Annotated in this window: 23 protein-coding genes; 11 read left to right on the top strand and 12 right to left on the bottom strand. The window is 53.0% G+C overall.

The annotated features are described in order from the left end of the window. Position 1: 1 nt before the first annotated feature. Positions 2-442 carry an alternative ribosome rescue aminoacyl-tRNA hydrolase ArfB gene (gene arfB, locus CHH28_RS01310; RefSeq protein ID WP_094058619.1) on the bottom strand — a complete coding sequence of 147 codons (441 nt, stop codon included), beginning with the start codon at positions 440-442 and terminating at the stop codon, positions 2-4. Next, on the bottom strand, positions 442-1,095 hold the full coding sequence (trhA, locus tag CHH28_RS01305; RefSeq protein ID WP_094058618.1) for a PAQR family membrane homeostasis protein TrhA: 654 nt from the start codon (positions 1,093-1,095) through the stop codon (positions 442-444). Before trhA ends, arfB begins: the two co-directional genes overlap by 1 nt. 67 nt (positions 1,096-1,162) lie before the next feature. Here trhA and CHH28_RS01300 point away from each other — a divergent pair, with 67 nt between their 5' ends. Continuing rightward, on the top strand, positions 1,163-1,462 hold the full coding sequence (locus CHH28_RS01300; protein WP_094058617.1) for a GIY-YIG nuclease family protein: 300 nt from the start codon (positions 1,163-1,165) through the stop codon (positions 1,460-1,462). 168 nt (positions 1,463-1,630) lie between these two features. Here CHH28_RS01300 and CHH28_RS01295 read toward each other — a convergent pair whose 3' ends face one another. Continuing rightward, positions 1,631-2,368, bottom strand: a complete 738-nt coding sequence (locus tag CHH28_RS01295; protein ID WP_094058616.1) for a substrate-binding periplasmic protein — start codon at positions 2,366-2,368, stop codon at positions 1,631-1,633. 28 nt (positions 2,369-2,396) lie between these two features. Beyond that, positions 2,397-3,926, bottom strand: a complete 1,530-nt coding sequence (locus CHH28_RS01290) for a methyl-accepting chemotaxis protein (RefSeq protein ID WP_157729713.1) — start codon at positions 3,924-3,926, stop codon at positions 2,397-2,399. Positions 3,927-4,188: 262 nt separating this feature from the next. Here CHH28_RS01290 and CHH28_RS01285 point away from each other — a divergent pair, with 262 nt between their 5' ends. The 4 genes from CHH28_RS01285 to gspD all read left to right on the top strand — a co-directional run bounded on the left by CHH28_RS01285 (position 4,189) and on the right by gspD (position 9,983). After that, positions 4,189-6,264: a neutral/alkaline non-lysosomal ceramidase N-terminal domain-containing protein gene (locus CHH28_RS01285; RefSeq protein WP_094058614.1), complete on the top strand. Its 2,076-nt coding sequence runs from the start codon at positions 4,189-4,191 to the stop codon at positions 6,262-6,264. A gap of 117 nt (positions 6,265-6,381) precedes the next feature. Further along, the gene (gspN, locus tag CHH28_RS01280; RefSeq protein WP_094058613.1) at positions 6,382-7,143 is read left to right on the top strand and encodes a type II secretion system protein N; all 762 of its coding nucleotides are present in this window, start codon (positions 6,382-6,384) and stop codon (positions 7,141-7,143) included. Positions 7,144-7,200: 57 nt separating this feature from the next. Next, positions 7,201-8,082, top strand: coding sequence for a type II secretion system protein N (locus CHH28_RS01275; RefSeq protein WP_094058612.1), 882 nt, complete (start codon positions 7,201-7,203; stop codon positions 8,080-8,082). Between the two features lie 11 nt (positions 8,083-8,093). Continuing rightward, the gene (gspD, locus tag CHH28_RS01270) at positions 8,094-9,983 is read left to right on the top strand and encodes a type II secretion system secretin GspD (protein WP_094058611.1); all 1,890 of its coding nucleotides are present in this window, start codon (positions 8,094-8,096) and stop codon (positions 9,981-9,983) included. 23 nt (positions 9,984-10,006) lie between these two features. Here the strand turns inward: gspD and CHH28_RS01265 are convergent, their stop codons facing one another. Together CHH28_RS01265 and sodB are read right to left on the bottom strand one after the other, a co-directional pair. Then, on the bottom strand, positions 10,007-10,591 hold the full coding sequence (locus CHH28_RS01265) for a Maf family protein (protein WP_094058610.1): 585 nt from the start codon (positions 10,589-10,591) through the stop codon (positions 10,007-10,009). Between the two features lie 63 nt (positions 10,592-10,654). Further along, complete coding sequence (gene sodB / locus CHH28_RS01260; RefSeq protein WP_094058609.1) at positions 10,655-11,239, bottom strand: superoxide dismutase [Fe]; 585 nt, start codon at positions 11,237-11,239, stop codon at positions 10,655-10,657. A 363-nt stretch (positions 11,240-11,602) separates the two neighbouring features. Here sodB and CHH28_RS01255 point away from each other — a divergent pair, with 363 nt between their 5' ends. Then, on the top strand, positions 11,603-12,367 hold the full coding sequence (locus CHH28_RS01255; RefSeq protein ID WP_094058608.1) for a hypothetical protein: 765 nt from the start codon (positions 11,603-11,605) through the stop codon (positions 12,365-12,367). Then, positions 12,364-13,164, top strand: a complete 801-nt coding sequence (locus CHH28_RS01250; RefSeq protein WP_094058607.1) for a hypothetical protein — start codon at positions 12,364-12,366, stop codon at positions 13,162-13,164. Before CHH28_RS01255 ends, CHH28_RS01250 begins: the two co-directional genes overlap by 4 nt. On the opposite strand, the gene CHH28_RS01245 is transcribed toward CHH28_RS01250, so the two are convergent. Both CHH28_RS01245 and CHH28_RS01240 read right to left on the bottom strand, forming a co-directional pair. Further along, positions 13,151-13,513, bottom strand: a complete 363-nt coding sequence (locus CHH28_RS01245) for a hypothetical protein (protein ID WP_157729712.1) — start codon at positions 13,511-13,513, stop codon at positions 13,151-13,153. The genes CHH28_RS01250 and CHH28_RS01245 overlap by 14 nt on opposite strands. 14 nt (positions 13,514-13,527) lie before the next feature. Further along, the gene (locus CHH28_RS01240; RefSeq protein WP_094058605.1) at positions 13,528-14,043 is read right to left on the bottom strand and encodes a hypothetical protein; all 516 of its coding nucleotides are present in this window, start codon (positions 14,041-14,043) and stop codon (positions 13,528-13,530) included. Between the two features lie 112 nt (positions 14,044-14,155). Here CHH28_RS01240 and CHH28_RS01235 point away from each other — a divergent pair, with 112 nt between their 5' ends. Then, positions 14,156-14,806: a DUF2846 domain-containing protein gene (locus CHH28_RS01235; protein WP_094058604.1), complete on the top strand. Its 651-nt coding sequence runs from the start codon at positions 14,156-14,158 to the stop codon at positions 14,804-14,806. Between the two features lie 91 nt (positions 14,807-14,897). Then, the gene (locus CHH28_RS01230) at positions 14,898-16,409 is read left to right on the top strand and encodes a fumarate hydratase (RefSeq protein ID WP_094058603.1); all 1,512 of its coding nucleotides are present in this window, start codon (positions 14,898-14,900) and stop codon (positions 16,407-16,409) included. A gap of 569 nt (positions 16,410-16,978) precedes the next feature. Here CHH28_RS01230 and CHH28_RS01225 read toward each other — a convergent pair. Further along, entirely contained in the window at positions 16,979-17,695 is a 717-nt protein-coding gene (locus CHH28_RS01225) for a hypothetical protein (RefSeq protein ID WP_094058602.1), read from the bottom strand. Between the two features lie 321 nt (positions 17,696-18,016). Between CHH28_RS01225 and CHH28_RS01220 the strand changes: the two genes are divergently transcribed. Next, positions 18,017-19,021, top strand: a complete 1,005-nt coding sequence (locus CHH28_RS01220) for a transposase (protein WP_094058601.1) — start codon at positions 18,017-18,019, stop codon at positions 19,019-19,021. Positions 19,022-19,335: 314 nt separating this feature from the next. Here CHH28_RS01220 and CHH28_RS01215 read toward each other — a convergent pair whose 3' ends face one another. After that, positions 19,336-19,776, bottom strand: a complete 441-nt coding sequence (locus tag CHH28_RS01215) for a hypothetical protein (RefSeq protein WP_094058600.1) — start codon at positions 19,774-19,776, stop codon at positions 19,336-19,338. A 708-nt stretch (positions 19,777-20,484) separates the two neighbouring features. On the opposite strand from CHH28_RS01215, the gene CHH28_RS01210 reads away from it, so the two are divergent. Then, on the top strand, positions 20,485-22,191 hold the full coding sequence (locus CHH28_RS01210) for an alkaline phosphatase (protein ID WP_094061936.1): 1,707 nt from the start codon (positions 20,485-20,487) through the stop codon (positions 22,189-22,191). Positions 22,192-22,288: 97 nt separating this feature from the next. Here CHH28_RS01210 and CHH28_RS01205 read toward each other — a convergent pair whose 3' ends face one another. Together CHH28_RS01205 and CHH28_RS01200 are read right to left on the bottom strand one after the other, a co-directional pair. After that, positions 22,289-22,882: a 2-hydroxychromene-2-carboxylate isomerase gene (locus CHH28_RS01205; RefSeq protein WP_094058599.1), complete on the bottom strand. Its 594-nt coding sequence runs from the start codon at positions 22,880-22,882 to the stop codon at positions 22,289-22,291. Positions 22,883-22,936: 54 nt separating this feature from the next. Then, entirely contained in the window at positions 22,937-23,824 is an 888-nt protein-coding gene (locus CHH28_RS01200) for a LysR family transcriptional regulator (protein ID WP_094058598.1), read from the bottom strand. Between the last annotated feature and the right edge of the window lie 24 nt (positions 23,825-23,848).

The raw sequence follows: 23,848 nt of genomic DNA, 5'->3' as shown, positions 1-23,848 counted from the left end.
CTCAGTCGTAATTGACCTTGCCGCGCATGCGCTTGGTCTGCCCTTGTTTCACTTTCTTATCCACCCGGCGCTGCTGTGAGGCACGTGTCGGCTTGGTAGCAATGCGCTTTTTGCGCACCGCCGTGGCGCTGCGCAACAGCTGCTGCAAACGTCGCAGGGCGTCTTCACGGTTTTGTTCCTGTGTACGGTATTGCTGTGCCTTGATGATCACCACACCGTCACTGGTGATGCGCTGATCGCTTTGTTGCAACAGGGTGTCTTTGTACAGCTGTGGTAGCGACGACGCACGAATATCGAAACGCAGATGGATGGCACTGGAAACTTTATTGACGTTTTGACCGCCTGCGCCTTGGGCACGAATGGCGTGCATTTCGATTTCACGCCAGGGAATTTGTACGCTGCGAGAAATGAAAAGCGGATCAGTAATGATAGTTGTCGACATCAGACCACCACATCGGTTAACGAAAATGCCACTGCCCAGAAATGGCAAAAAGCACCGGCCATGACAAACAAATGCCAGATCTCATGAAAGCCAAACCAGCGCGGCCAAGGGTTGGGCCAGCGCAGGGCATACACCAGAGAGCCGAGAGTATAACTGATGCCGCCGTACAGCAGCCATGTCAGAGTATCGCTGGGAATGCGCTCTAGGGCCGGAAAAACAAACACTACCGACCAGCCCATCAGTACGTACAGCAAGGTGGACAGCCAGCGTGGGGCTGACAACCACACCAGTTTTAAAATCACGCCGGCCAGTGCCACGCTCCAGATAAATATCAGCAACCCCCAGCCTAGAGCACCGTTGAGCGGTATCAGACAAATGGGGGTGTAGGAGCCAGCGATCATCAAATAAATCGCCATATGATCCACCCGTTTGAGCCAAGTAATCACATGATCGCTGCCATGCACCAGGTGATACACGCTGCTGCTGGTGAACATAATCAGCATGCAAGCGCCAAAAATGGCAAACGACACCGTATGCCAAACGCTGCCATACAGTGCCGCCTGAACCGACATAATGCACAACGCCACAATGGCAAAAATGGCGCCAGCCAAATGAGTGAGTCCGCTGATGGGGTCACGAAAAACCTGATGCATGATCCTTTCTGCGTTGGGTGTGTGTTAGTTACGATACGACTTTTATTGGCGGAAACAAGGACAAGGTGTGTGTAGCAATTGGTCGGTCTACTTGATTCGTACCGCACAAGGCGCGCTCTACTGTGGCATTACCACCGATGTCGAACGACGCTTTCAGGAGCATCAGCAAGGTGGGCGCAAGGCGGCTAAGGCGTTGCGTGGCCGCACTCCTTTGCAGTTGGTGTTTACTCACGCTGGCATTAGCCGCTTGCAAGCGCTACAGCTGGAATACCGAATCAAACAACTGTCGAAGTCACAAAAAGAAGCGCTGGTGACAGGAAGTCTTCGTGCTGCTCAGCTGCTGCCTGGAGATAAGTGTTCGGGATGAGTATCTGGGATAGGTGTTTTGATCGAAGTGTCTTGAGAGAGGCTCTCTAGATAAGCACCGGTAGCGATATGCTTTTATAGAAATGACACACCAACCGAGTTAAACAAAACAGGCCCGGAAAACCGGGCCTGTTGAATGCTATTTATGACACTGGTGTGATAGCTGGTATTACATATGTGATGCCAGAATACTATTCACATCAATCTTCTTAAGACCTTCATTAAAGATTTTGACCAGCTCCTCGCCTTGCGGTGTGCGCTTGAAGCAAATGTATAAATCTTTATCGTCCAACAGCTTGCTGTTGAAGTTAGCTTTGCTGGCTTTTCCTTGCAGGGCTTTGTCATTGGCAAACAAGTAATTCATCACGTTTTTATCAATAACAGCCATATCCAAGCGGCCGTTGATGACTTTCATAATGTTGTTTTTATCGCTGATGACCGGCTCAACTTTCAGCGAGCCATCGGCGACCATGCCGTCAAACTTGGCTTCATTAACGTAGTCTTGTACCACGCCAATGGAAAAGTTTTTCAAGTCCTCATGACTGCTCCAGCTAATCGGTTTACCGGCTTGCTCAATAAAACCAACCGGGCTTTTGCCCATAGGGTCAGAATAAATAAACTCCTCGGCCACACCGTCAGAGTAATACTCTGGCACGTAGCCGGCATATTTACTGTTGGCATCTTTTGCCAAAGCCACCGCGCGGCTCCAAGGGAATACATCAACCACCAATGAATAACCCATAGCTTCGAAGGCCGCTTTGGCTACTGCAATCGAGCCGCCTTGGTCAGGCAAGCTTTTGCCAGAGTAGGGTGGCCAATCCAACGACGTCAGATAGACCGTTTTATCGGCCCAGCTGAGGCTGGCCATTAACGTCAATGTCAAAAATAAAGCAATACGCTTAATCATAGCGACTCCTTAGCAGGTTCTAGCAGGATTATGAAGTTTTAAAGCGCTGCATTTTCTCTTGCAGCTCGAGTGCGTGTTCCATCGTTCCAGAGCTCACTCCGGCGGTCTGGTTGGCTAATTGCTCGGTACTGTCGGCGTTGTGGGAAATGTTGACGATGTTTTGGTTCAACTCGGTAATCACACTGCTCTGCTCTGAGGCTGCTTGTGAAATTTGTGAATTCATGGTGTTGATTTCATCCATATTGACGGCCACTTCGCTGATGGCCTCGCCGGCGCGGGTAATCTTTTGCACGCTGGTTTGTGCGTTTTCAGTGCCTTTTTGGATGGCAACGCCCGCCTCTTCAGTGGATTTCTGAAGGCGCTCAATCATTTGATTAATTTCTTCCGTCGACTGCTGGGTGCGTTGCGCCAGGGTGCGCACTTCATCCGCCACCACCGCAAAACCGCGGCCTTGTTCGCCGGCACGCGCTGCTTCGATCGCGGCATTCAGGGCCAGCAAGTTGGTTTGCTCGGCAATCCCCTGGATCACATCACTGACGGCACCAATGTTTTCGCCTTCTTTCACCAAGTTTTGGATCACATCGGAAATTTGGCCAATTTCTGTCGACAGGGCGTTAATGCTGTCGACGGCGGTGTTGACGATGGTATGGCTATGCTGAGCGTTCTGATTGGCATTGACGGCGGCATCGGCTGCTTGTCTGGCGTTTTGTGCCACCATATCGGTGCTGCTGGATAGCTCGGTGCTGGCGGACACCACCAGGTCGATTTCAGAGCGTTGACTTTGCAGCTCGCCACGAATGTCTTCCACATATCCTTGGCTCTCTTGCGATTTTGACGCCATTGCCGCACCGGTTTCGCCAATATCGAAAATCAAATCAGCCAACTTGGCAACGAACACGTTAAATTCTTTAGCCACTTTCGACAGCTCGATAGAGCCAGATTCGCTTAAGCGTTTGGTTAAGTCGCCATCGCCCTCGGCAATGTCATGAATAGCGGCGCGGATCTTCTCCAATGGTGAAATCACCGAACCGCGAATGATCAGGGTAATCAGAACAGAGGAAATAACCGCCAGCAAAACGACGCGAAACACCTCTATCTGCAGTGATGCATCCAACGCAGCAGTGACACGGTCGTTATTCACAGCGATGATCAGCTTACCCACTTCGCTTTCGTCGCCGTCGGCGCTGTAGGTCAGTGGCTCACTCAGCTCCAGTGCATCGGTAAGACCGCTGGTTTGGCTTTCGATGATTTCGTTATTGGCATTTTTGGCCCGGGTTGTAAACACATCGCCATTGACGATCACAGTGATGCGGTTGACGAAGTCTGCTTCCAGTTCGGCTTCGATATTTTTAACCACTGTGTCTTGGTCAAAGTTCCAGATGGGAAGGGGCAAGCTGCCTTGTAAACGCTTCACCACGTTGTTGGCATCTGTGACCACTTCGGCCGTTAGTCGCTTCTCCGTTTGCGAATAATTAAAGACACCCAAGACCACCAATATGACGGTAACACCGGCGACAATTTGCAAAATCGTCTTCAGCAACAGGCTGTTTAAAGACATGGTCGATTCACTTTTGCTCACATTTATATCTGCAAGATTAGTCGAGCAGCGTGGAATTCGACGTTTTCTCCTAAGGCGATTTTTTTATATCAATCATAGTTTTTCCTTTTATTGAGTTATGAATTTTTAGTGCTAAAGCGTCAGCGGTAGGAATTCACCGTGGCAACGGGCTTCATACAATTGGCTGAGATGACTCTGTGATCTTTTCCTATCAATGTGGTACTAATGTGCAAAACAATAATGACAACTTTGGTATCTCACTATGCTCTCCCTTCAAGGAACCTACTCGCCTGGGCGGCGAGTGCTGTGGCTGCTGGCGCTCATTTGGTTAACCGGCTGCGCGGCCAGCCACGAAGTTCATATCCCACAACCACAGAGTACTGCGTTAGCGCCGACGGGTATGGCCACGGCGGCGGCGGTCAGTATCGATATCACCCCGCCACCAGGCATGCCGATGGGCGGCTATTCGGTGATGGCGAATCGCGGCCAGGGTTTTCGCACGCGCCTGAAGGCGAGGGTGGTGTATTTGAACGATGGCCGCGGTCAGTCGCTGGCGCTGGTGCAAACCGATTTGGCAGCGGGCTCGTTACTGGTGCATCACCAGGTAGCGGCCAGCGTCGCAGCAGCCACCGGGCTACGGCCAGGCGATATCGTCATCACTGGCTCACACAGTCATTCGGCGCCGGTGAACTTCTTCCACAATGATTTTTACAACAAGCACATGTCCAGCGGCCAATGGTTGGAGCCCGACTTCTTGGCGTTTGTCACGCAACGCATTAGCCAAGGTATTTTGCAGGCCCATGCTGAACAGCGACCAGCGAAGGTGGCAACGGGCGTCAAACAGGTGTTCGGTATCAATCGCAACCGCTCACTGCAAGCCTATGTGCGCAATGACAATATCAGCGGTATTGATGTGGAAGATCCTGAGGCCAAGTTTAAGGCGGTCAATCCAGATCTGAACATGGTGCGTATTGATGTTCAGGATGACACTGGTATCTACCGCCCGTTAGCGGCTTTCTCGAGCTTTTCAGTGCACGCCACGACTTTGTCCGTTCCGGTGGAAGTCTACAACGCCGATCTGTTTGCTTATGCGCAGAAGGATTTGGAATGGTTGATTGCTGAGCGCCATCAGACACCCTGGCCTGTGGTGCACGCCATGACCACGGGCACCCAAGGAGATATGGCTCCAGCCTTGCCAGATCGTGGTGACAATACCTTTGGCCATCATCACCTCGATTGGCGCCAAGCACGGGCGTTGGGGCAACGTTTGGGGCAGCAGGCAATTGAGTTGTTTGAATCACTGGAGGAGCAGTTAACGGACGAGGTGCAGCTGGCCAGTGCTGCGCGCGAAATTAACATTCGTGAGCACAATCGTATTGGCGATATCGAGCTGTGCCAGGATGCTGCTGTGGGTAACCCTGTTGCGGCGGGTGCCTATGAGCGCCGCACGCCTTGGCTGGCGGCGATACCGTTTTTGAAAGGTGGCAACCTGATGTCACGGCGCTGGTGGCTGACGGACGGCTGTCAGGGCAATAAACGCCATCTGGGGTTTTCTTTTATTCAGCCGTTGGTTGAACCGAAAGACAGCTTTCCCCACATTGTACTGTTTCAGCTGCTGCGCATTAACGACACCGCCATTGTACCGTTGCCCTTTGAAGTGACGGTTGAGGCCGGGCGGCGCATTACTGAGGCCGTGGTTGATGAGTGGCGCAGTGCCGATAAACCGCTCCAGCATGCCTGGATCACCAGCACCAGCAATGGCTATTTCGGCTATGCCACCACGCCAGAAGAATATCAGCGCCAGAACTATGAGGGCGGGCACACCTTATATGGCCGCAATACCGTGCCTTATTTGCAGGCGCAATTGCAGCGTTTGTCGGCGGATCTGCGCCGCGAGGGCAATATTTATCAGCCGCGTGCCGAATGGCGTTATCAGCTGCACAGCAATCGTTTTTTACCCGCTGAACAGGCGTTTTCTGGCCAGCGCCGCTGGTTGCAGCAAGCGCAAGCGCAGATGGCCGAGCAGGAGCATGTTGAAGACTACCTGGCTTGGGAGTGGTTGGACGTCGGCCCCTCTCATATCGACTTTCACCGCCCGCTGGCGCACGTCGAGGTGAAACGCGATGGCGCTTGGCAACCGTTGTGGAATCATCGAGTGCCTGTCTCAGATGATGGCTACGACTTAGAAGTACGCCTGTTAGACGATGAAGAGGCGGGCATGGCACGCTATCAGCTGCGTTGGTATTCGCCCATGAGCGGCGGTCAATATCGTGTGGTGTTGTCCGAGCGTGGCGGTCAGCAGGCACTGATCTCTGAGCCCTTTCGGGTCAGCTTTTGAGCCTCGGGGTGATAACCGGTGAGCATTTTTTACAAAGCTGTCACATGACGCCGTTACACTCGGCCGCCCGGTTGAGTAGAATGACCGTCGTTTACGGATACGGACAGACATAACACCATGTTGCACGCACTATGGACAGCCCGCTGGTATTGGATTCTGGGGCTGTTCACATTCCTGATCGTTGCCACCCTTCAAACTCCTTTGCATTTTGTGTGGCCGTATTTGAAACCACAGCTTGGGCCGATGCCGGTGCAAGTTAACAGTGTCACAGGCACGCTATGGGACGGTCAGCTGCAACTGACGGACCGCACCTTGGGCAGTGTCAATGGTGCTTGGCAATTGCAACCTTTGGCGCTGTTGACTGGTCAATTAGCATCGGCAGTGCAGCTTGACGCCGGCAATGCGCGGATGCAAGGGCAGCTGCAAATGGGCAGTGATCAGCAGTTGCAACTGCAAGAGGTCACTGCCTTTATGGACGCCAGTTTGCTGCAACCACTGTTACGCCGTGGCCGTGCCTCGCTGGACGGTGAGTTTGAGCTCAGTGGGTTTAGCGCACAGCTGGATCTGACTCAGCCGCGCTTGTTGGATGCCAGCGGACGCTTAGTGTTCAGCGGCGGCGCGGTGTCATTCCCGGTGGACGGCAAGCCGATTAACGCTGAGTTGCCGATGTTGATCGGCCAGCTTCAGCGTGACAATGACAACATCACCATGGCGTTAACCACTACCGACGGGGACGCGCTAGGGCAGCTGTATTTGCAGCCAGACGGCTGGGGTGGCACGCGGATTCGTCGCCGACTGCTCGATGTCTTGGGGCAGCAATGGCCAGCCCAGGCAGAAGCCGATACGGTAATTTTTGAAGTGTCTGAAAAGATTCTATAACCTTGAGCGCCTTTGACTGTGCATAACACGGTCCATCAGCAGTAACGGAAGTTTTACATGATGCAATCCACAGCAGCAGTCACCACGGACGGCGCTGGCCAGCCAGGCTGGCAACGTTGGCTACTGCGACTTGGCAAAATCACATTTACCCTGGCTATTGCTGTGCAATTGGCCGACGTCGCTTGGATGTTGGTGGCTCCACAGCCAGTGGTGCTGCCAGCTCCGGCGCAAGGCACCGCCGATCAAGGTTCCAGTGGCCAGGTGGCGGGTACCGCCGACTATCACTTTTTTGGCGAAGCTGGCGCCGAGCCGGTTACGCCGGTGCAGCAAACCGTCGATGCGCCAGACACCAAGCTGCGCTTGGAGTTGCTCGGTGTCACCGTGGCCAGTCAGGATCAAGGCTCGGGCGCTATTATTGCGCCGAAAAACGGTGCCGGTGAGTTTTATCGCGTTGGCGATCGCATTCAGGGGCGTACGCAACTGGCTGCGGTATACAAAGAACGCGTTATCTTGGACACCAACGGCAAGCTCGAAACCCTCAAGTTTGAAGAACACAGCCGCCGCGGCGTCAGTGCACGAGCCGTGACGCCACCGCCGTCGCGCTCAGTATCGCTGCGCGACCGCTTCCGCGAGGTGCGCTCACCCTCTGACTTTTTGGAAATGACCACAGACGCTGCGGCGCAAGACCCCCAGGGAGCGATTCGCGAGTTGGGCTTGCGCAGCAATGGGCCAGGGCAGGGGTATCAGGTGCAATCCGGTTCCATGCTCAGTGCCTTGAACTTGCGTCCGGGCGACATTGTGTTGTCGGTCAATGGGCAGCGGCTGGGTGATGCCAGTGCCGATCAGATGGTGCTGCAGCAAGTACGAGACTCCGGGCAGGCACGCATTGAAGTGCAGCGCGGCAATCAAAGATTTACGGTCAATCACAGTTTGAATTAAAGGAACACAGCGTGTTGAAGCAATGGTTAATGGCGGGAGCGCTGGCACTGATGATGGCCACCGCCCAGGCGCAGGATAGCTGGCAGATCAACCTGAAAGAGGCGGACATCAGCGCCTTTATCAGCCAGGTGGCCGACATTACGGGTAAAAGCTTTGTGGTTGACCCGCGGGTGAAAGGCAAGGTCAATGTGCTCAGCAGTGAGCCCATGGACGAGCAAGCCGTTTATGAGCTGTTCCTGTCGGTGCTGCAAGTGCATGGCTTTGCTGCCGTACCCGCCGGTGATGTGACGCTGGTCGTGCAGCAAAACGAGATCAAGCAGCAAGGTCGCGACATGACCGAGTCGATTCCGGGCCAAAGCCAGGAAATGCTGACCAAGGTCATCACCATCAAAAACACACCGGCGTTGGATTTGGTGCCGATTTTGCGCCCGCTGGTGGCCAAGTACGGTCATCTGGCTGGAGTGAAGTCGGCCAACTCGCTGATCATTTCTGATCACGCCACCAACATTCGCCGTATCGAGCAAATCATTCAGCGTCTGGATAAATCCGGTAGTGAAGAGCTGGAAGTGATTCAGTTAAAAGAGGCCTGGGTTGGTAACGTGGTGACCATGCTGCAAAGCTTGGACCCAGCCAAGGTCAGCCAGGGCAATACCAATACACCGGGCAACACCGCTGGCAGCATTCGTGTGGTGGCCGATGAGCGCAGCAACCGCTTGATCATTAAAGGCGAAAAAAGTGCGCGTGAGCGCATCCGTCAATTAATCGAAGAGCTGGATCAGCCATCGTACTTTTCTGGCAGCGCTAAGGTGCTGCGTTTGCGTTACGCCGATGCGAAAAAACTGGCCGAGTTGTTAAAGGGCTTGTTGGCCGATGCGCCGGCTGCCGAGGGCGAAAACCAGGCCAAAGGCAAAGCGGGCATTCACGCCGATGAAGAACTGAACGCACTGGTGGTGCGTGCAGAGCCTTCGTTAATGAAAGAAATCGAAGAGTTGGTCACGTCTCTGGATGTGCGTCGTGCTCAGGTACTGATTGAATCGGCCATCGTCGAAGTGACCGGCGATGTCAAAGACGCGCTGGGCGTGCAGTGGGCAACGGGCAATCTGGATGCGCCGGTGGCGGGTACCAACTTCGACACCGCAGGTCCATCCATTGGCAGTATTGCCTCAGCAGTGGCGGGCAGTAACCCAGCCAGTGCATTGGCCAACGGTCTTAATCTGGGTGGCTTCAGTGAGGTCAACGGTGAATTTGATTTTGGTGTCATCATTCAGGCACTGGAAAGTGAAACCAATACCAACTTGCTGTCGACGCCTAGCATCATGACGCTGGACAACCAGGAAGCAGAAATCATCGTCGGTCAAAATGTGCCGTTCCGCACCGGTTCCACCACCGGCAGCGACAACGCCAACCCGTACACCACTATCTCGCGTGAAGATGTCGGTATCACCCTGAAAGTAAAACCACACATTCACGAAGGCGACGATGTGCGCCTGGAAGTGGAAGTCACCCAAGAGTCGGTGTCGTCTACCAGTGTGGAAGGCAGTGCGGACCTGATTACCAACAAGCGCTCGATCAAAACCATGATCCTGTCGGAAAACGAAGAGACCATCGTTTTGGGCGGTTTGATTCGCGACGACGTGCGTGAGTTCGAGAGCAAGGTGCCGCTGCTGGGGGATATCCCAATCTTGGGCTGGTTGTTCCGCTCCACCAAGGTTGAGCATGTGAAGAGCAATCTGATGGTGTTCCTGCGCCCGACCATTGTGTTGTCACAAGGCAAGAGTGCCGAGCTGACACGCAACAAGTTTGAGGGTATTTGGGAGTTTACGTTGTCGGATGAACTCGCCGAAGAGGGCATCGACGCGGGCATGCAAAACCTGTTTGAAGGCTACCCGCTGCAGCGATAAGCTCGCCAGGTTGCAGTTGGCGCTCAGTGCGCCAGCTGTAACATTTCCACGCCGGCTTGTGCCAACAGTTCGCGCAGGCCAATCAGCGGCAAGCCAATCAGGCTGTTAAAGTCCCGCCCGTCCAGAGCTTCGAACAAGCTGATTCCCAACCCTTCTACCTTAAAGCTTCCGGCGCAATTGAGCGGCTGTTCCAGTTCTACATAACGCTTTACTAGTGCCTGCGTCAGTGGCCTAAATTGCACTGCAAAAGGCTCCACCAAGGACCAATGTTGGCCGTCCGGTGCGCGCAGGCACAGGCCGGTTAAAAACTCAACGCGTTGCCCGCTGGCCGCCATCAGTTGTGCTTCGGCTTTGTCTGCGCTGCCGGGTTTGCCGCAGATGGTGCCGTTTAATACGCAGGTTTGGTCGCTGCCAATAATCCAGTGGTGCGGATAGTCTGTGGCCAGTGCGGCGGCTTTGTTTTCCGCTAGGCGTTTTACGTAGTCGTGCGGTGTTTCGCCGGCGAGCGGTGTTTCGTCAATGTCTGGACTGGCGCAATCGAATTCAATGCGCAGCTGGTTGAGCAATTGCTGGCGATACGGTGAGCTGGAGGCGAGCAGTAGTTTCATCAGTGATTCCAACGAGCAGACACAAAAAAGCCGGGCAGAGCCCGGCTTTGCAACGCGGCTAGATTAAGCAGCCAGGTTCTGGTTAGCAAATTCCCAGTTAACCAGTGCCCAGAAACCTTTCAGGTAGTCAGGGCGAACGTTGCGGTAGTCGATGTAGTAGGCGTGTTCCCACAGATCAACGGTCAGCAGTGGCGTCAGGCCTTCTTCCGTCAGCGGCGTGGCAGCGTTAGAAGTGTTAACGATGTCCAGAGTGCCGTCGGCTTTTTTCACCAACCAAGTCCAGCTAGAGCCGAAGTTATTCACAGCCATGTCGTTGAACTTGGCTTGGAAGTCAGCGAACGAACCAAATGCTGCGTTGATGGCGTCGGCAATAGCGCCCGTTGGCTCACCACCACCGTTCGGGCTCAGGCTGTGCCAGTAGAAGGTGTGGTTCCAGATTTGTGCCGCATTGTTGAATACGCCGCCAGAAGAGGTTTTTACGATCTCTTCCAGAGACTTGTCGGCGAATTCAGTGCCTTCGATCAGACCGTTCAGTTTCTGAACGTAGGTGTTGTGGTGCTTGCCGTAATGGAACTCCAGAGTCTCCTGAGAGATGTGTGGCTGCAGAGCATCTTTTTCGTAAGGCAGGGCCGGTAATTCGAACGCCATGGTAGGTCTCCATTCTTAGCTGGGTCAGGTTGCTTATTGCGTTGGTCGCCAACCGACGACCTTTATAAATCTGATATGCGGCCAGTACCGATAAATTCAAGCGTGAGCCGCAATAATGTGCTGGCATAATAGCACCGCCCCCTGCACCGTGCTATTCACGCAAAAAGTGCGGGTATTTTCTAAGGCATCTCAGAACAATTCGCTGCCTGCTCTGGATCGTCAGAGGATTTCAGATCACGAAGCCGGTTTGCTGCTCTAGCCAGCTACAGCAAATAGCAGCAAACAGCGCAATTTGTGGGCTACGGCTGTCGTTGCTGCGCGACGAACCGGTATACTGGCGCCACAAAAATCAGGAACCATGCTATGTCGGATCGCAAAGAGCCCATTGTCAGTGATATTCAAATCAGCGCCGATGATGCCCCGCGCCGCAGCTCTCCTGCCGCGCCCGTGGCCAGCAGTAAGTCCTCGCCGCTGGCGGCGTTAATGGCTGGAGTCGCTGTGATTGCCGCCGCCGGGTTGGCGGTGTTGGCATACGGCCAGCACCAGCAGCTGACTGACATGAGCCAGCAATTGCAGCAGCAGTCGCAGGCGTTGAATAAATTAGAACAGCAGCTGAGCGCCACCGATGAAGACGCCAATGTCTCGTTGCAGGCGGTGCGAGCAACGCAAAAAATGCACATGTCGGAAATTCGCAAGCTGTGGGATGTGTCCAACAAGCGCAATAAAGCCGACATTGCCAGCAATGCCAAAGGCGTCAAAGAAGTTCGCGGCGCCCTGAAAAAGCAGCAAAGCAGCAGCGAGCAAAGTCGCCAAGCGCTCAAAAAAGAGCTGCAAACAGTCGATGCCACACTGGCCAAGCTCGCCACCGATGTAAAGGCACTCAAGTCTGACCAAAGCGGCAATAACCTGAAGCAGCAGCTGCAAGCACTGCAACAACAAGTGCAGCAACAACAAGCCAGTTTGGCGTCGGTGACGGCAGCAGAGTTGCGCAGTGGGCAAAACACTGAAGCGCTGCAAATGCTGGAAAAACAATTGCAGCAACACAGCCAGCAATTGCGTGATCAGCAAGTAGTGATCACCTCGTTGCGCCAGCAAGTGGCGGCCCTCAGACCGCAGATTCAACCATGATTTCCGTAACCGACCTCGACGCGCTGCGCGCGCATCTGCCGTCGGCATCGGGCGAAACCGCTGTGCTGGCGTGGCAGCTTGGCCAGCAGGCCGACAGTATTGCCTCGGCTTTTTTGCTGGGTTATCAGTTGGCGCTGCGCCAGGTGGATAACGGCTTGCAGGCTGGCGAATTGGCGGCGTTTTGTGTATCGGAAAAAGGTCTGGCCTCGCTGTCGGCGATGTCCTGCAGTGTCGCCAATGGGCGGCTCAATGGGCAAAAATCCCATGTGATGTTAATGCAACCCATCGCCTTGGATTGGCTGTATGTACTGGCGCGGCAGCATGAGGATTTGGTGCTGGTGAAAGTAGCGGCGCAGGCGCAGGGCATTCAGCCGCAAGCGCCGTTGCCACAACCCTTTGTGCCACAAGTGAGTCATTGTCCGCTGGTGTTCGACCAAGTCGTTATTGAAGATGACTTTTTCTTATCAGACGCGCACCAGCGCGCCAACAAGCCATTTCGCTACTGGGAAGATGTGCACGTGACATTGGCGGTGGCGGGTTGGTTATTTAAGCGTGTAGATAATGGCCAGGCTGTGCTTGAGGCGTGCGAGCGGTTAATCGACCATTTCGCCGCCCAGCCTGAGCGCTATGACGCAGCGGGCCTAGATGCAGTCGAGCAATGTCTACAGCAAATGAGTGACATGGCAAATCAGCTGACAGAGGAATCCGAGCGCCAACAATGGCAGCGTGACCAGGCGATTATGTTGCTGTCGAGTCGCGCAAGGCAAGCGCTGCGCAAACAGTTCAGCGCACGCTAACGCGCACCGATACCGATGCTGCACTGCCGGTGGCAACACCAGTCGTGGTATTGGGGGCAGTGTTGAGCGGCTTGTCGCTGCGCAGCTCACCGGCGTTTTGCGGATTGCCTTGCAAATCGACTTCGTCTGGCGTCATCACGTATTTCTGCGCCATTTCCTGATTCAATAAACGCGGAATATCAATGCTCTGTGACGTGGTGCGGTTGTAGCGGTAGGGCTGACTGTAATCGTAATGATGGCTGTATTTTCGCGCTTGTTCGATGGCCTCAAACAAGTCATCGGAATAATAATTATCCTGATTGGCAAACGCCGCCGCACTGAGCAGGCTAATGATTGCAAAACGTAGCATGGCCATACCTCCCGCTAAGGGGTTGCCGACGCGCGAATATTGACGCGGCCGCGCACATTTTTAACCCGCCCGGTGTAGGCCTCACTTTCGTAAGAAATCTCATCAATAATGACGTCGTTGGGGTCGCGCTCTACCTCGTTGCCACCACTGGTGTCAGAGCGAGATTCGCCTTCGTCGAGCACACCATCACGATCGGTTTGACCCAGCGCCGCTTGCTGTACTGGCCGGTCAGCTTCGGCGGCAGCGGCTTCACCGGCAGCGGTGGGGCCCATGGCACCCTCAATCACCTGGCTGTCCATGATGTCATTGGGCAGAGATGGTAAAGCAAAGCTGCGATAAGTGGAGCGATCGTACCAGGTATCGCCCACCAGCTCGGAGCGTACTGGGTTGGCTTGTGCATGCTCGACGGCACGATCAATTTCACTGGTGTAGTAGTCATCGGCGTGAGCACCCAATGCACATAGGCACAGCGCATAGGCGAGCGTCACTGGCGGCAGCCACGAAGGGTGAGAAGGCAAGGTCTTATCCATTTCGCTGACCTCATTGTTTTTGTTATTTTGTGTAAGTGTGGCATGATAGCAACGCAACTTTTCCTTGTATACCGGCTGGCCCGAATCGGCCGCTGCTGCAGGCAGAACAATAATGATAAAAGCAGGCATCTCCTTGGCCGCGTTGCTCCTGGTAAGCGGCTGCACCGTACACCAATCCATTGGTCATAATTTTGGCTCTTTTATGGGCGCGCCCGACGGTGCCGATTTTGTCGGTACAGGCCATATGTGCAAACGCAATCAGTCGGCATTTATTTATGTCTACAGGCCGCCCACCGAGTGGTCGATGGACGAGCTGGAAGCGCCGAGCTTTAACGTCAACGGCGAGCGTCTGTTTAATATCAAAGGCGGTGGTTATACCTGGTACGAGCTGGAACCGGGCGAGTACGATCTGGTCATTCGCCGCGGATTGTTTGGTTTTGAAGGCATTGAAAGCTTTGAAATTCATCGCCTGAGCGACATCAGTTTTACCGCCCAGTCCGGGCAAATCTATTACTGGCGCTACTCCGAAATCGACCCTGCCCCGATCACGCCCGACTTAGAAGGTTTGCCGCTGGGGGATGGCCCACTGCAACTGGTATCACCACAGTTAGCCTACAAAGAGATGACACAAACTCGCATGCTGGATGACGGCATGGAGAAGCTAGCAGCGCTGCAGCCTGAAACCGACGAAGAGCTGCAACAGGTATTTGAAGGCCAGCTCTCCGAGGAGGACGACAGCGGCAGTTGGTGGTGGCCGTTTTAGCGCACTCTGGCTTGCGGTACAATCTGCTTAACCGCATAAACCCACCTGGTCTGGCAGCGTGGGTTTTTACTTAGCCAGAGAGAGACCTCCCATGACGGTGATCAAGCAAGAAGACCTGATCCAAAGCGTGGCAGACGCGCTGCAGTACATTTCTTATTACCATCCGAAAGACTTTATCGACGCCGTTCACGAGGCTTATCAAAAAGAAGAATCCAAAGCCGCCAAAGACGCCATGGCGCAGATTCTGATTAACTCGCGCATGTGTGCCATGGGCAAACGTCCGATTTGTCAGGACACCGGTATTGTTACTGTATTCCTCACCATCGGCATGGACGTTAAGTTCGAGGGTGATATGAGTGTCGAAGACATGGCCAACGAAGGCGTGCGCCGTGCTTACACCCACCCAGATAACGTATTGCGCGCCTCGGTGCTGGCCGACCCAGATGGCAAGCGCGCCAACACCAAAGACAACACGCCTGCCGTGATTCACATGAAGCTGGTACCGGGCAATACCGTTGACGTGCACGTGGCGGCCAAAGGCGGCGGCTCTGAGGCAAAAAGTAAATTCGCCATGCTGAACCCGTCTGACTCGGTGGTGGATTGGGTATTGGAGCAAGTGCCCAAGATGGGTGCTGGCTGGTGCCCGCCAGGCATGCTTGGCATTGGCATTGGTGGCACGGCAGAAAAAGCCATGCAAATCGCCAAAGAAGCACTGCTCGACCCGATCGATATTCACGAGTTGCAAGCACGCGGTGCCTCTAACCGCTCAGAAGAGCTGCGTTTAGAGCTGTTCGAAAAAGTAAATAAATTGGGCATTGGCGCCCAAGGTCTGGGTGGTTTAACCACGGTATTGGACGTTAAAGTCGCCGACTACCCAACCCACGCCGCCAACAAGCCCGTGGCGATTATTCCTAACTGTGCGGCCACGCGTCATACCCACTTTGTATTGGATGGCTCAGGCCCAGCACAGTTGGAAGTGCCGAAATTAGAAGATTGGCCAGAAATCAGCTGGGAAGTGGGCGATAACGTACGCCGCGTGAACCTGGATACCGTCACGCCTGCAGATGTGAAAGACTGGCAGCCAGGCGAAACCATTTTGCTGTCGGGCAAAATGCTCACCGGCCGCGACGCAGCGCATAAGCGCATGGTGGACATGATCGCCAAAGGCGAAGAGCTGCCAGTGGATTTAAAAGGCCGCTTTATTTATTACGTTGGCCCAGTCGACCCAGTACGCGAAGAAGTGGTTGGCCCAGCTGGCCCAACCACCGCCACACGCATGGATAAATTCACTCGCACCGTGCTGGAAAAAACCGGCCTGCTGGGCATGATCGGTAAAGCCGAGCGCGGCCCAATGGCGATTGAAGCCATTAAAGACAATGAGGCTGTGTATTTAATGGCAGTAGGCGGCGCCGCTTATTTGGTGTCGCAAGCGATTAAAGGCGCCAAAGTGGTCGGCTTTGAAGACCTAGGGATGGAAGCGATTTATGAATTTGAACTGGAAGATATGCCAGTGACCGTCGCCGTTGATAGCAAGGGTGAATCGGTTCATCAAACCGGACCACAGGAGTGGTATCAGCGAATTAATGCTGAGAATGTAGGGTAAGCTTTGTTTGATTTTAAAGGGCCGCAAGGCCCTTTTTTATTAGCGGTGAGATAGCGTATGTCGTGGGGTTGGATCTGGATATTCGCACAATTCTTTTAATGGTGAAAAAGAAATCATAAAGGTGATTCGCCCGGCTGCGCGCGGGCTTAATCAGTTAAGGGAAGGCCGCTCCCCTTAACAATCCTGCTCCCGGCCGAGATGGCGTATTCCCGCAAACCTGCTTGCCAACGGGCGGCCCGCAAACAGGGCGAACCCCACGCCCCGTTTGCTTGCTCTGCGTCCGTGCAGAGCAGCCTGGTGGGCGTCGCAGGCTAGCGGCGCCATCTCAGGCCGATTGGGCGCAGTGACAGCGGTTGCTTGCTAGAAGGCTTCGACGTTGTCGGGGAAGTTGAGGTGGGTGTTCGGGCTGTAGGTTCGAGAAACCTGACCATAGCAGTGGTATCAGCGGATTAATGTTGAGTAATAATGGTTTGATTTTAAAGGGCCGCAAGGCCCTCTTTTAATGGCGGGATTGCTTTGGCTATTTGCTCATTTGAGTTTTAGCGAGCTATCCTTCCTGCGCGAGAAGCCTATTTGTAAGGGAACATGGTGCCAAAGACTGTATTTGTTTTAAGATCAATGATGGAAATCGATCTAAGTTCTGCTATGGGAATGTCTTTACTATACGACGAGCCTAAAGAGCCATGGTGTTTGCTAGAAAACCCTTGCACAGTATCCACTTTAAGATCGAAAAGAAAATGGTAGTCGTAATCTCTATATTTATTTCTTTCGACTGGGAACTGTATATCGCAGTGTGTTTCCTTATGTTCGCTATTGTACTTGTCTCTGATTTCACAGTTTGGAATTAAGTCTGATGAGTAAAACTTAAACGCTTCTGTCTCGTTAAGGAATACGATGTCTGATCTACTATTTGTTGTACCCCAAACGCTGCTGTTAATTAGGTATGATGGTCCCTGAAATTTTTCGTTAATGCTGTAACCAAACGCGATGCGGACGGTAGCATAGCCTGTGTCTGCATCGTAGCTTCCATCAATCTCTTTAATGAGCTTTGTATTGGCTACCTCAGCGAGTCTGCGAGCTTCTTCTGCTTCATATTCCTCAGTGGTCTCTGTTTCTGGGTCTCTGCTGTTATTGAAATGAGCTGAAAAATCACTTGGATCCATGTACTCACTCTTTTGATCATCATTATCAATAGTAGTGCCATCTGAATCGTTGTTGCTACCAGATGAATCTCCTCCGCAGCCAGAAATAACAGCTAAGAAAAACAGGGGAAAAATCTTCTTCATTTTGCTTCCTTGAGTTCTAGTATCCGATATTCGCCATTTGATGACGCAGGTATTGTGTGTGGAAGGTGGTTTTTTGTCAATGAGCAGAATGGTTGTGGTGGCAGTTATTATGGTCGGTAATTAAGTTTTTTATTGAAAGTCCTGCTGTTGGCTATCCGGATAGTCTGTGCGGGTATGGTTGGTATTTAGTGTTGTATATTTTTTGCTTTTTGATGGCTGTAAAGGAACAACATGGACACCCACTCTAAACTGTCACGTTGGTGGCAGCCTGCTCCGCAGCGGCTAGGCTGATTTCAGCTGCTGCAGAGCCGGAGTGTCATTATGCCTAAGCCCAGAAAACATCAGGTCTCTCTCGACGCCACGCCGTATTATCACTGTGTATCACGCTGTGTGCGGCGTGCTTTTCTGTGTGGTACGGATCATATGACTGGCCAATGCTACGAACACCGCCGAGGCTGGCTGGAAGATAAGCTGTTGTCTCTGCCCCAGGTGTTTGCAGTGGAAGTCGCTGCTTACGCAATTATGAGCAACCACTATCACGTTGTTCTATTTATTGATGCTAAGCGCGCCAATCGCTGGAGCGACACGGAAGTCATTGAGCGCTGGCACATGCTATTTAGCGGTAACATGCTGTCTCAGCGCTTTATGAACGGTGACGCATTAGGCGTGGCTGAGCAAAAGCGACTGCAGATTTACGTAGAAGAGTGGCGCTCACGCTTGTCTAGCATCAGTTGGTTTATGCGGGTGCTGAATGAGGCCGTTGCGCGAGAAGCCAATCAGGAAGACCAGTGTACTGGCCGTTTCTGGGAAGGGCGTTTTAAATCCCAGGCGCTGCTGGACGAAGCTGCATTGGCTGCGTGCATGGCCTATGTCGACCTTAACCCGGTGCGGGCAAACATGGCCGCCACGCCAGAAGCATCCGCCCACACTTCGGTGAAGCGGCGAATCGAAAAAGCCAAAATCAGCAAACAGCCAAACCACCCCAACCAACAAGTCAAAGGCTTATTACCTTTTGTTGGCAATCCTCGGCACAACATTCCGCCGGGCATTCAAATGAAGCTGACGGATTATCTCGAACTGATTGATTGGACGGGGAGGGTTGTTCGCCATGATAAGCGCGGCGCCATTGCTCAAAATGCCGCTGCTATTCTCAATCGCTTAGGCATTGATGACCAGCAATGGTTAGCCATGGCTGAACATTTTGAAGACTGTTTTCAGACATTCGCCGGCGGCGAAGAAAAACTACGCTTGGCCTGTAATGCTCTGAACTACCAGCGCCCGCCTGGGCTTAGTTGCTGCCGTTCGTTATTCGATCGATCCACGTAATAACATCTTGTAACCATTCAACATAGTCAGAGAAATCTGCGGCTAGCTAGCGCCCCAATTACCGACCATCGCTGAAAAACTCATCAAAATTGATTGTTCAAAGCAGTTTGTTCAGAAAACTCTCGTGTTTGGTAGACAAGAGTGAGCCTGTTGTGAGCCGGGGTCTTAAGGTGGGCCCTAAGATGGCTGTCCTGTCCTGGTTACAATAAAACCTCACGCTGCAGAAGAAAAATAAAAATATTTTCCGGGTTGAGTTACCCATTGAAATCCGAAAATCCACAGTTCTGAAAAATTGCTACTTAGATTTTATGATGTTAAAAATGCTCCCATTTATTGAGCAATCCCAGTAAATGAAAAGCACCAAACACACAGCAGATCACTGAGCTGACCAACCAGAAAGTCAGTGAATTTTGCATGATGGCTGGGTGCTTTGAAATAAATGGCAGTACTAAGCCAGCGATACCACGTAGTAGATACACAGAAGTAATGAGTATCAGGGCTGCCTTTAATAAGGGGAGCTGGCCAATAACTCCCGCGCCAGATAATGCATAAAGCCCCCAAATGGTTAAGACCAAGGCGATGCCTAGCGTTATCACTGCAGGCTGATGGCTACCCGATGCAGCGGACTGTGCCATGGCTTCTCCCGCACCAAATAAGCGATACCATTCGGGGCCGCCAAAGATGATGGCGATATGAAGGATGGCAGCAATGAAGCTTAAGCTGCCTGCAATGATCAGTTGATTATTGGCTTCCATGTTGGCACTCCTTAAGCAGCTAGCAGAACATAAGTCTGTCTGTTTTTGCAGGTAGAAGTGTTAGAAAAGTACACTTCAGGCCATGCACTCAACCAAGTGTATCCTGTTTGCATTCAGACCTTCTACCCGAGAGACATAGCATTCCATTATCCATCAAAATAGCGTTTGTCGCGCCCTGGAGCTTGGGGATAAAACTAATGATATCCTTATCGTTTAAGCTACCAACCCAGCGAAATACCGGCAAGCTGGAGGGGCTGCTTTTATGAGTGAGTGTCGGTTGCCTGTTCTTGCTTATCGCTGTCTCGCGTTTTAACCGACTACCTGAGTGGGCAATGACATTGCTCGCTGGAGTTGTTTGCAGAAGTTGCTTGCAGTGCAGCATGCGCCAATAGCAGCACATAAGTCGGATTTTCTGATGCGGTAAATACGGCGTCTTCAACTTGGCATATTCAACACCGCATCGGCAAAACAGGGAACAAGGCCTGACCCACCCAAGCCAGGGGCTCACGCCTCTTCGTCAGTGGCCTTCCAAGATAACACTCTACCAGTACAGGCAAACAGTGCTTTTTCGGGACAATTCAGTCACTGATTGAACATATGATCAGTATTGTCATAAATCTTTCACATTACCTTTGTAGCGTGCCCGCCCAGTCCGGCCCAGATCGAATGGGTCATCGTTTGTTCGATTTTTCGAAGGTTAAAAATACCATGAAAACCCTCACCAAATTATCAGCAGCCATGTTGACGTCGGCGACCTTAGCAGCGTCGACCTTGCTGATTGCTTGTGGCAGTGATTCCGACTCCAGCTCAGACGCACCGGCCGTGAGTCAGTCAGGTCAGGTGAAGAATCTGATTTTAATGATTGGCGATGGTATGGGCGCTCAGCAGGTAGGGCTGTTGGAAGAGTATGCGCGCCGCTCGCCCGCCAATGCCGCACAAGTTGGTCAGGTCACTGGCTTACAGCGTTTGGCGGAAGGCGGTGCTTTGGGTTTATCGATGACTGCCCCGATGGGCGCCAACGCCGGTTTGGTGGTGGACTCCGCTTGCTCGGCCACCCAGTTAGCAACTGGCCAGGGGTCTATTTCCGAAGCCGTGGGTTTGGACGATCAGGGCAATAAAGTCGAAACCATTTTGGAAAAAGCGCAAAAAATGGGTAAGGCTACCGGCCTGATTACCGATACGCGCTTAACCCATGCCACGCCGGCAGGGTTTGCCTCACATCGTCCACATCGGTCGATGGAAAATGAAATCGCTGAAGACTTATTAGATGCCGGCGTGGATGTTTTGTTGGGTGGTGGTTCGCGCCATTGGGCACCTAAGGTGGATGATTTTGATGCACTTGCGGCAGAATTGAATGCTCCGACTCACGTGATTAAAAAGTCCAAGCGCAGCGCCGATGATGAGCGCAACTTATTTGCTGAAGCCAAAAACGCAGGGTATGCCCTGGCGTTCGATCGTGAGCAAATGAATGCGGTGACGTCAGGCAAGCTGTTGGGGTTATTTGACGATTCGGCGATGAACGATGGTATTGAATACACCCAGTGCAAAAAAGCTGGCTCGGCAGACGCGGGCAGCAAATGCGCTGATGAGCCATCGCTGAAAGAAATGACCAAAAAAGCGTTGGATATTCTGTCACAAGATCCAGATGGCTTCTTTCTGATGGTTGAAGGCGGTCAAATCGATTGGGCGGGTCATATCAACGACACCGGCTGGTTATTGCATGAAATGCTGAAGTTTGATGAAGCAGTGCAGGCCGTATACGAATGGGCTGCAGAACGTGACGATACTTTGGTGGTGGTGACGGCTGACCATGAAACCGGTGGTTTTGGTATGGCGTATCACAAGCACGATATCCCTGAGGCGAAAACCTTGCCGGGCGACGGCATGGTGAATGGCGATGGCAGTGCGCGTGATTATCAGCCGCAGTATAACTTTGGCGCGCTGGCAACGCTGGACAAAATTTACGCACAAGAACGCTCGTTCTACGACATTCTTAGCGCTGTGAATGGCGACTGGGATTTCTCAAATACCCAGGCAACGGATTGGGTAGCTGCGGTGAATGCCAGCCTGCATCAGGATTTTCACATTGATGCCGAATCGGGCGAGCGCATTGCGGCGCGCTATGAAGTGCCAGCCGAAGATGTGCACCCTGAGCACAAATATCTGAGTGCGACCAATATCCCGAAATTTAACGATTTTTCAGACTTCTATGTGTATGCCGATGAAGACACCGGTGCTTTGATTGCGCGTGAAATTGCGCCTAAGCAAAGCGTGACCTGGGGCAATGGCACCCATACCGCAGCACCTGTGCCTGTGTATGCCTTTGGTCCAGAGGCCATTACTAAGCAGTTTTCTACCATGCAGCATCACACTGATGTCGGTCAGAAAATGATTAAGGCACTGATCGGCGAGTAATGACGTAACCTGTATTTAGAGCGGCGGTGCTGGCCGCCGCTGCTATTTACTTCTGGTACTGTTTCCTGCTGCTATCTCTAGCTACTACTTCCTGCTGCTACTTTGGCTCCAGCGCCCACTGTATCGCCCGCTCTAAACGATCGTTGCCCCAGAACAACTCCTCACCAACAAAAAACGACGGTGCGCCAAACACTCCCCGTTGTAATGCCTCGTCCGTTTGTTGTCGCAGTCGATGTTTGCTCTCTGCTGAGCTGGCGGCGGTTAAAATATCGGGCTTATTTACGCCACAGCGACTAAGGCATTGTTCAATGATATGAGGCGAAGAAATATCCTCATTGTGTTCAAAATTGGCGGCGAATACGGCACGCACAAACGCTGGCAGCCAAGGCTCGTTGGCATAACAACAGGCCACGCGCGCGGGCAATAAACCATTGCGCGGAAAAACGTCGGGTTTGGCAAAGGGTAGGCATAAGTCTTGGCACACTCTGGCCAAGTCTTTCCACATATATTCACCTTTTACTGCGTTGATATTGAACGGAGAATCATGCATGCCTTGGTGATTGAAAATCGCCCCAAGTAAAAAGGGCCGCCAGCGCACATCAATGTGATGATGCTCCGACAAGGCTTGCAGGCGCATCGCGGCCGGGTAGGAATAACTGCTGGCAAAGTCGAACCAAAACTCAATCTGCATGGATCACCTCCAAATCTGATACCAGTAAACAGGCCGTGGATAACACGACCGAGGTTACTCCCCCCACGCTTGCAGTAAGGCGTGTTTAAATACCTGCAGTTTTGCCGAATGCTGTTTCGATGGCTGATGCACCAACGACAGCGCATGCGGCGCCGGATTAAATGTCTCTAAGATCGGCTGCAGCGACCCTTGGGCCATAGCGTCGCGTGTAAAAAAAGCCATGATTTGTGCGATGCCAATGCCTTGCTGCGCCGCATCAAGCAATGGGTCACCGTGGTCAAACATCAGATTTCCCTCCAGCTGGCGGCTGCTTTCCTTGCCTGCTTCGATAAAACGCCAGGGCACCGCACGGCCAGTATAGGGGTTGCGTACTTGCAAACAGTTATGCGAGCTGAGCTCGTCCGGGTGTTTGGGCGTGCCGTGCGCCGCCAGATATTCTGGCGAAGCCACGGTCAGCCAGGTCAGCGGCGCTAGCGGGCGAGCAATCAATCGCTGATCGCGAATATCGCCGGTGCGCAACACCGCATCAAAGCCTTCTTCTACTAAGTCCACCATGCGATCGCTCATCACTACCTCGATGCTCAACTGCGGATGTTGTTTCAGCAAGTTGGCCAAAATGGGCATCAGCACTGCGCGGCCAAATGCCGACGGCGCGCTGATTTTTAATCGCCCACTGGGGCAGCTGCGCCGCTCTTGCAACTCTTGCCCAAGTGCTGCTAAGTCACCCAGTAAGGGCGCACTGCGCTGATAAAACACCTGTCCGTCGGCGGTCAGACTCAGGCGGCGGGTACTGCGATGCAGCAGCCGCACGCCCAACTGTTGCTCCAGGCGGCTGATGGCGCGTGACACACCGGATTGTGTCACCCCTAATTGAGCTGCGGCGTCGGTAAAGCTGAGGCACTCAGCGACTTTAAGAAACTGGCGAATGGCGTTCAGGTCCATGACTTTAATCATTACTGAAAGGAT

Origin of the sequence: Bacterioplanes sanyensis, assembly GCF_002237535.1 — a bacterium.
Taxonomy (GTDB): domain Bacteria; phylum Pseudomonadota; class Gammaproteobacteria; order Pseudomonadales; family Oceanobacteraceae; genus Bacterioplanes; species Bacterioplanes sanyensis_A.
The sequence above is the reverse complement of the archived record's forward strand: the minus strand, read 5'-3'. Positions and strand labels throughout refer to the sequence as shown.

Coding starts and splice junctions, on each gene's coding strand:
- arfB (WP_094058619.1), bottom strand. CDS start 442: ATGTCGACAACTATCATTACTGATCCGCTTTTCATTTCTCGCAGCGTA.
- trhA (WP_094058618.1), bottom strand. CDS start 1,095: ATGCATCAGGTTTTTCGTGACCCCATCAGCGGACTCACTCATTTGGCT.
- CHH28_RS01295 (WP_094058616.1), bottom strand. CDS start 2,368: ATGATTAAGCGTATTGCTTTATTTTTGACATTGACGTTAATGGCCAGC.
- CHH28_RS01290 (WP_157729713.1), bottom strand. CDS start 3,926: ATGTCTTTAAACAGCCTGTTGCTGAAGACGATTTTGCAAATTGTCGCC.
- CHH28_RS01285 (WP_094058614.1), top strand. CDS start 4,189: ATGCTCTCCCTTCAAGGAACCTACTCGCCTGGGCGGCGAGTGCTGTGG.
- gspN (WP_094058613.1), top strand. CDS start 6,382: ATGTTGCACGCACTATGGACAGCCCGCTGGTATTGGATTCTGGGGCTG.
- CHH28_RS01275 (WP_094058612.1), top strand. CDS start 7,201: ATGATGCAATCCACAGCAGCAGTCACCACGGACGGCGCTGGCCAGCCA.
- CHH28_RS01265 (WP_094058610.1), bottom strand. CDS start 10,591: ATGAAACTACTGCTCGCCTCCAGCTCACCGTATCGCCAGCAATTGCTC.
- sodB (WP_094058609.1), bottom strand. CDS start 11,239: ATGGCGTTCGAATTACCGGCCCTGCCTTACGAAAAAGATGCTCTGCAG.
- CHH28_RS01255 (WP_094058608.1), top strand. CDS start 11,603: ATGTCGGATCGCAAAGAGCCCATTGTCAGTGATATTCAAATCAGCGCC.
- CHH28_RS01250 (WP_094058607.1), top strand. CDS start 12,364: ATGATTTCCGTAACCGACCTCGACGCGCTGCGCGCGCATCTGCCGTCG.
- CHH28_RS01245 (WP_157729712.1), bottom strand. CDS start 13,513: ATGCTACGTTTTGCAATCATTAGCCTGCTCAGTGCGGCGGCGTTTGCC.
- CHH28_RS01240 (WP_094058605.1), bottom strand. CDS start 14,043: ATGGATAAGACCTTGCCTTCTCACCCTTCGTGGCTGCCGCCAGTGACG.
- CHH28_RS01235 (WP_094058604.1), top strand. CDS start 14,156: ATGATAAAAGCAGGCATCTCCTTGGCCGCGTTGCTCCTGGTAAGCGGC.
- CHH28_RS01230 (WP_094058603.1), top strand. CDS start 14,898: ATGACGGTGATCAAGCAAGAAGACCTGATCCAAAGCGTGGCAGACGCG.
- CHH28_RS01225 (WP_094058602.1), bottom strand. CDS start 17,695: ATGAAGAAGATTTTTCCCCTGTTTTTCTTAGCTGTTATTTCTGGCTGC.
- CHH28_RS01220 (WP_094058601.1), top strand. CDS start 18,017: ATGCCTAAGCCCAGAAAACATCAGGTCTCTCTCGACGCCACGCCGTAT.
- CHH28_RS01215 (WP_094058600.1), bottom strand. CDS start 19,776: ATGGAAGCCAATAATCAACTGATCATTGCAGGCAGCTTAAGCTTCATT.
- CHH28_RS01210 (WP_094061936.1), top strand. CDS start 20,485: ATGAAAACCCTCACCAAATTATCAGCAGCCATGTTGACGTCGGCGACC.
- CHH28_RS01205 (WP_094058599.1), bottom strand. CDS start 22,882: ATGCAGATTGAGTTTTGGTTCGACTTTGCCAGCAGTTATTCCTACCCG.
- CHH28_RS01200 (WP_094058598.1), bottom strand. CDS start 23,824: ATGGACCTGAACGCCATTCGCCAGTTTCTTAAAGTCGCTGAGTGCCTC.